The 5,427-nt window shown below is 38.5% G+C and carries 6 protein-coding genes and 1 riboswitch; all 6 genes read right to left on the bottom strand.

Translation table 11 applies throughout. The annotated features are described in order from the left end of the window. The coding region (locus HMPREF0519_RS05500) for a LysM peptidoglycan-binding domain-containing protein (protein ID WP_004561469.1) at positions 1–646 on the bottom strand (646 nt) is incomplete at its 3' end. 64 nt (positions 647–710) lie between these two features. Continuing rightward, entirely contained in the window at positions 711–2,165 is a 1,455-nt protein-coding gene (locus HMPREF0519_RS05495) for a RecQ family ATP-dependent DNA helicase (RefSeq protein WP_004561468.1), read from the bottom strand. A gap of 19 nt (positions 2,166–2,184) precedes the next feature. Further along, positions 2,185–3,234: a helix-turn-helix domain-containing protein gene (locus tag HMPREF0519_RS05490; protein WP_004561467.1), complete on the bottom strand. Its 1,050-nt coding sequence runs from the start codon at positions 3,232–3,234 to the stop codon at positions 2,185–2,187. Positions 3,235–3,371: 137 nt separating this feature from the next. Continuing rightward, positions 3,372–3,956, bottom strand: coding sequence for an ECF transporter S component (locus HMPREF0519_RS05485; RefSeq protein WP_004561466.1), 585 nt, complete (start codon positions 3,954–3,956; stop codon positions 3,372–3,374). An 80-nt stretch (positions 3,957–4,036) separates the two neighbouring features. Further along, a riboswitch (FMN riboswitch) is annotated at positions 4,037–4,158 on the bottom strand. A gap of 44 nt (positions 4,159–4,202) precedes the next feature. Then, positions 4,203–4,928, bottom strand: a complete 726-nt coding sequence (locus tag HMPREF0519_RS05480) for a pseudouridine synthase (protein ID WP_004561465.1) — start codon at positions 4,926–4,928, stop codon at positions 4,203–4,205. After that, on the bottom strand, positions 4,921–5,427 hold a 507-nt coding region (gene scpB / locus HMPREF0519_RS05475; RefSeq protein ID WP_004561464.1), incomplete at its 5' end, for an SMC-Scp complex subunit ScpB. The genes scpB and HMPREF0519_RS05480, both read right to left, overlap by 8 nt.

Raw genomic sequence — 5,427 nt, 5'->3', positions numbered from 1 at the left:
GAATTTGTGAAGTAGACGATAAACCATTCATCCGCATTAACTGTGACATCGTTAATCCATTATTCACAGCAACTCTGTATATTCCCTGACCGGCCTGAACGGTGGCGTATTCGTGGCCACTGGAAGTTGACGTTTGGTTAGTCGTATTTGGTTGCTGACTTTGAGAATCGGATGACGCCCGAGAATTGTCCGATGCAGTAGTCGACGTTGATGGATTATCCTTATAGCTTGAAGCAGACTGATTAGTCGAATAACTGGATGCTCGACTTCTTGAGTTTGAAGAAACCGAAGACGAGACACTTGAGACCTTCTTTTCTTTAACAGGTTTCTGGGAAGCTGCCTTCTTCTTTACAATGGATTCAGAGGTTGAGGATTTTTTTTTTGAACTGGGCTGCGACATTGCAACTGTCACATGATGATTGGAACCGCTCCCCATTGCACTCTGTTTGGTCAAACCATATACTAATGAGACTAAAGCAATGACAATGATCAACGTGACTAAAACAATTGTAATCATATTGTGATTATGACTTTGCTGACGAAGCTTTACACGTGATAAGTTGCCATGTTCATCACGATCTTCCGAAAAGGTTTGATTCCAGGGTTGATCTTCATCAGAACGCTTATGATCCCCGTTTGTATTCATTTAGACCCCTCCTTACTTACAGAATAGACAAGTTCATTTTATCATCAAACATTGTCAGCTTTCCTTAATTTTTTGATAAAAATAAGCTTTTAAGGACTTCATGCCAGTCTTTCACAGCATTCTGCTGTCTAAAATCACTCGATTTCAGGTAGTGGTCATTGAAAATTTCCCATTTAGTCCAAAAATTAAAATGAAAGTCACAACAAAACTGATTTTCGTGATCGTCATCGACTAATTGTTCATCAAAGTGGTTTAATAAAACTTTTCGTCGACATCCAGGTGTAAAAATATATTGATACATCTGTTGTAGACCGGTCAATCTTTGTTCTTTTGAACGATTCAGAAAGGAAATAGCCTGGTCGCTTGAAAAATGGTTCTCATAATAATATTTGACGACACGAAACGCATCGTTTTTTTTCATTACTTGTGGATGTTGGTATAAATAACTGGTCAAATTATCTTCGGGATACGTATTATCAATTAAGTTTGCCTGAAGATAACGATCGTTTGGTTCATATAATAGAATAGCTAAAGATGGTTTCCCATCCCTTCCGGCACGACCGATTTCCTGCATATAATTTTGAATATTACCTGGTAAATGATAATGAATCACATAACGAACGTCATTTTTATCAATTCCCATTCCAAATGCGCTGGTAGCGCACACAATATCAATCTCCTTGTTCATAAATTGCTGTTGAATTCGAAACCTGTATTGTCCCTCCATTCCGCCATGATAAGCCTCTACCCTTTTACTGGTGTCATGATTCAGTAACGCTGCAACTGTTTCAGCTGTTGCACGGCTGGAAAAATAGATAATACCTGCGCCGTGAAGTTTACTAACCAATTTGACTAAAAGATCATCTTTTTCACGTTGATTTTTACAAACTCGAGCGCTTAAAAAAATGTTTTTACGATTAACGGAAAGAACAATTTGATTAACCTGATCCTGATCCATCTCCATGCGCTCGAGGATATCTTGCCTGGTTTTGGTTGTAGCGGTGGCAGTCATCATCAAGGTTAATGGCATTTTGAGTGACTTTCTAACCTGATTTAATTTTAGATAATCTGGGCGAAAATCGGGGCCCCATTCAGAAATACAGTGGGCTTCGTCAATAACCAGCAGCCCAACGGATAGTTGTTTGAATTTTTCCATGATTTGTGGATTGGCCAGCATTTCCGGAGAAGCATAAATAAATTGATATTGCTCAAGGTGATTCATAATAAATTGACGTTCTTTAAAATCGATTGCGGAAGTCAGGGCAATGACGCGTTTAGAACCCAGAAATTGTAAACGACTGACTTGATCCTGCATGAGTGAAATAAGTGGCGATACAATGATAATCCGTTGATGTGTTATAGCAGCATACAGTTGATATAAAAGTGTTTTTCCACCGCCCGTAGGTAAAATTGCCAGGACGTTTTTGCCCTTTAGCAACATCGTCAAAATTTTTTCCTGACCGGGACGAAACCGCTTAAAGCCAAAATATTTAGTTAGTTCATCCTGTAAATTAAGCATATTTTCACCTATACATTTCTCAATCAGTCTGTTTAAGTTGTTTAATCTGAAATAATCGAAAGTTGAAGAAGTCCAACTTATCCACTTGTTCATTGGCTACCCGAAATGACCACTCCCCCAAGTCATTGGGTTGAATTGCAGATAACTTTTGCTCGAGCTTCGGGTTCAATAAGCGTTGAAACGGGATATCATTTTGAGGTAAAACGATAGCTGCCTCCAGAAGATGCTCATAAGCAGTTGTCAACTTAATATGCCGCTTTTGAGCAATTTTTGCAATTGTTAAACCTGGATAATGGCAAAACATGGTAAAAGTTTCTGCAGCACTGTTTGAAATGACTGGTCTGGCGAGTCCTTGGGTTAAAGGCTGCAATTTAGAATTGGGTTTACTTAACAATTCGTTAAGCAGCTGCGTGTATAGCAGTAATTTTGTTAAAGAAATGACCGTGGGAGACTTACCTTGAGTTTGACCAATTTGAGCATCAGTTTGTCCGGAAAGATGATGTCCAGACAAGTTCTGAGTAAAGATTTCGGCAAACTCATCTCGAGACAGTTTTTCCAAAAAATGATTAAGCATTGAATATAGATATACCGGTAAGTGATCTGCTTTGTTTTGAATAAACCATTTTTTGATCAACTGACTGTCCAACAAACCGATAGTTTGTGGATAGTAATGATTATTTGAATAACTATATTCCGACACAATCTGAATAGCGAGGTTTAATCTTTTAGAAAATCTAAAGACATCATAGCGGGCTGACCATGCAAATAAAGTTAACTCAGGCAGTGAAGCCAATAATTTTGATTGATAATCGCTTCCCTTTTCAGTGAGAAGGATCTGTAACTCCGAATCAGCTTTTACAAGCTCAGCCTGCTTAAGTTTAGCAACTGCCTGGTCAATATTATCTGGTAAAGCGCCGTGAAGAGAACCAAAATCTTCTAGCAGCCCATATTGGAGTGCCCAGTATAAATTGGAAACAGTCCGCCTGCCAATCAAAATATTTTTAATGGCCTTTGAGCGTCGCCACTGGGATGAGGAACTAAAAAGAATTAAAATTATCGCTAAGTCCATACTAGTCACCTATCAAAATATCAAAAAAAGGTCGAGACAATTCCCAACCTCTCAGTTTTCGAGAATGTAGCCATTATTATTCTACAATAAGCTGCATTATTTATATACGTGGTTTAATTAAATTATTTGTTTTAAACCTATTTTAATTTAAGTCGCGGAAGAACCTTGTCTTTGATGGCATAGAATAAACCACCAACAACAATTCCTTTAATTAAATTAAAGGGTACTACGCCGAACAAAATGAGAGATGACAATGGCATGCCTATCTTCATCCCTACCATACTCATATAAAGCGGAATGACTGCAATCCAGTTAGAAAGCGACATGATAACTGTTAAACTAATCATCATTAAAGCAATGACCAAAATAATTCTAAGAGAATTTTTCATTGAATCAAAGAATCGATTTCCCAAATAAAATGCGAGAATTAACGTGACTGACGATAAAAATGATGAGCCAACACCAATCAGGCCGATAAGTGATCCACCAGAAGTTGTCAGCCAATATAATAACGACTTGAGACCCGCGATAGTTATACCGCTAACCGGCCCAAATAGGACAGTTCCAATTAAAATCGGCATGTCCGCAAAATCAATCTTCATGTAAGGGACAATTGGAATAATCGGAAATGAAATGAACATCAATACATAGGAGCAGCCGGCTAACACCGACATTTCCACCAAACGGGTCGTCAACAATTGCTTATTACTACTATGTTCCATTGAAAAGAACCTCTCTTCCAATGGTTAATCTTCAAAAAAGTCCCGACAAAAACTGCCAGGACTTTATGCGTAGTGAAAAATTTAATCTTCTACATACCAGACTTTACTGTCGGTACTGGAATTTCACCAGATCAGCGTGATAACTCACGTGTCGCGGACTATAACCGCCGGTCGGGAATTTCACCCTGCCCTGAAGATAAACCAATTTATTTAACTAACTTAAATAAATCAAATCTTATTTAAATGTCAACGTTTTCTATCTTGAGACATTTTTTTAAGTTCTTCAACTTCATGAGGCTTTAATCGTCGATAATCCCCCGGCTGTAGTCCATCCAAGTTTAAGAAGCCATAACTTTGTCTACTAAGCTTCTCAACGGGATGCCCTAATGCCAAAAACATCTTTTTGACTTGATGGTTTCGACCTTCATGAATCGTCAACGACACAATTGTACTGTTATTATTATTTCGAATAACCGTTGCTTTGGCACTAGCAGTTTTTCGACCATCAATATGAATACCAGTTCGAAGCCTCTTCATATCATCGTTGGTGATGGTCCCTTTAACTTTTGCAACATAGGTTTTATCAACCTCGTACTTTGGATGTGTTAAATGATTATCGAGATCACCATCATTTGTTAATAACAGTAAGCCTGACGTATCATAATCCAATCGGCCGACCGGATAAATACGTTCGGTAACTTCACTTAGGAGGTCAATCACTGTTTTTCGATGTTTATCATCCGTTACAGCAGTAATAACCCCTCTCGGTTTGTACAGAAGGTAATAAACGGGGACTTCTTTTGATATTGGAACTTCGTCTACTTCTACCTCGTCGGATTCCGTGACTTTTGTTCCCAGCTCCTTGACTACTTTTCCATTAACTTTAACATGGCCTTCAACAATTAATTTTTCAGCTTTTCGTCTTGAAGCAACTCCAGCATGGGCCATAACTTTTTGTAAACGTTCACTCATTTTTAGTCTCCTGTTTTCCCTGATCGATTTGCTCATTAAACCTTGTCAATAATGAGTCACTTGTATTATCATCCAACACTTCATCTTTTGGTAAGGCTGGCAGGTCATTTAATGTCTTTAACCCAAAATAGTCTAAGCAAAAGTTGGTGACGCCATATTGTTTGGGATTGCCAACCTCTTGTTTGATACCTGTAATCTTTAGCAATCCCTGATTTAAGAGTCGGTGCAAAATTGCAGAACTGTTTACGCCCCGAATGTCATCAACTTCAATTCGCGTAATGGGCTGATTATACATGACGATTGCAACAGTTTCCAAAGCGGCCTGGGAAAGAACACGGGGCTTTGCATCATTGACGTAATCTCGAACCAGTTCTGCCAGTTCATTTTTCGTTCCAAGCCGGTAAACATCGTTTGCAACCAACAGTTTTAATCCACAATCCTTATTTTTATTAAAATTTTGAGCGATTTTTTCCACTAACTGACGACACGCCGACAACTC

Origin of the sequence: Lentilactobacillus hilgardii DSM 20176 = ATCC 8290, from assembly GCF_000159315.1 — a bacterium.
Taxonomy (GTDB): domain Bacteria; phylum Bacillota; class Bacilli; order Lactobacillales; family Lactobacillaceae; genus Lentilactobacillus; species Lentilactobacillus hilgardii.
This window is presented reverse-complemented; position numbering and strand designations above follow the sequence as displayed.

What these genes read in the sequence shown, in the direction of transcription:
- HMPREF0519_RS05495 (WP_004561468.1), bottom strand. Translation starts at nt 2,165, where the DNA reads ATGCTTAATTTACAGGATGAACTAACTAAATATTTTGGCTTTAAGCGG.
- HMPREF0519_RS05490 (WP_004561467.1), bottom strand. Translation starts at nt 3,234, where the DNA reads ATGGACTTAGCGATAATTTTAATTCTTTTTAGTTCCTCATCCCAGTGG.
- HMPREF0519_RS05485 (WP_004561466.1), bottom strand. Translation starts at nt 3,956, where the DNA reads ATGGAACATAGTAGTAATAAGCAATTGTTGACGACCCGTTTGGTGGAA.
- HMPREF0519_RS05480 (WP_004561465.1), bottom strand. Translation starts at nt 4,928, where the DNA reads ATGAGTGAACGTTTACAAAAAGTTATGGCCCATGCTGGAGTTGCTTCA.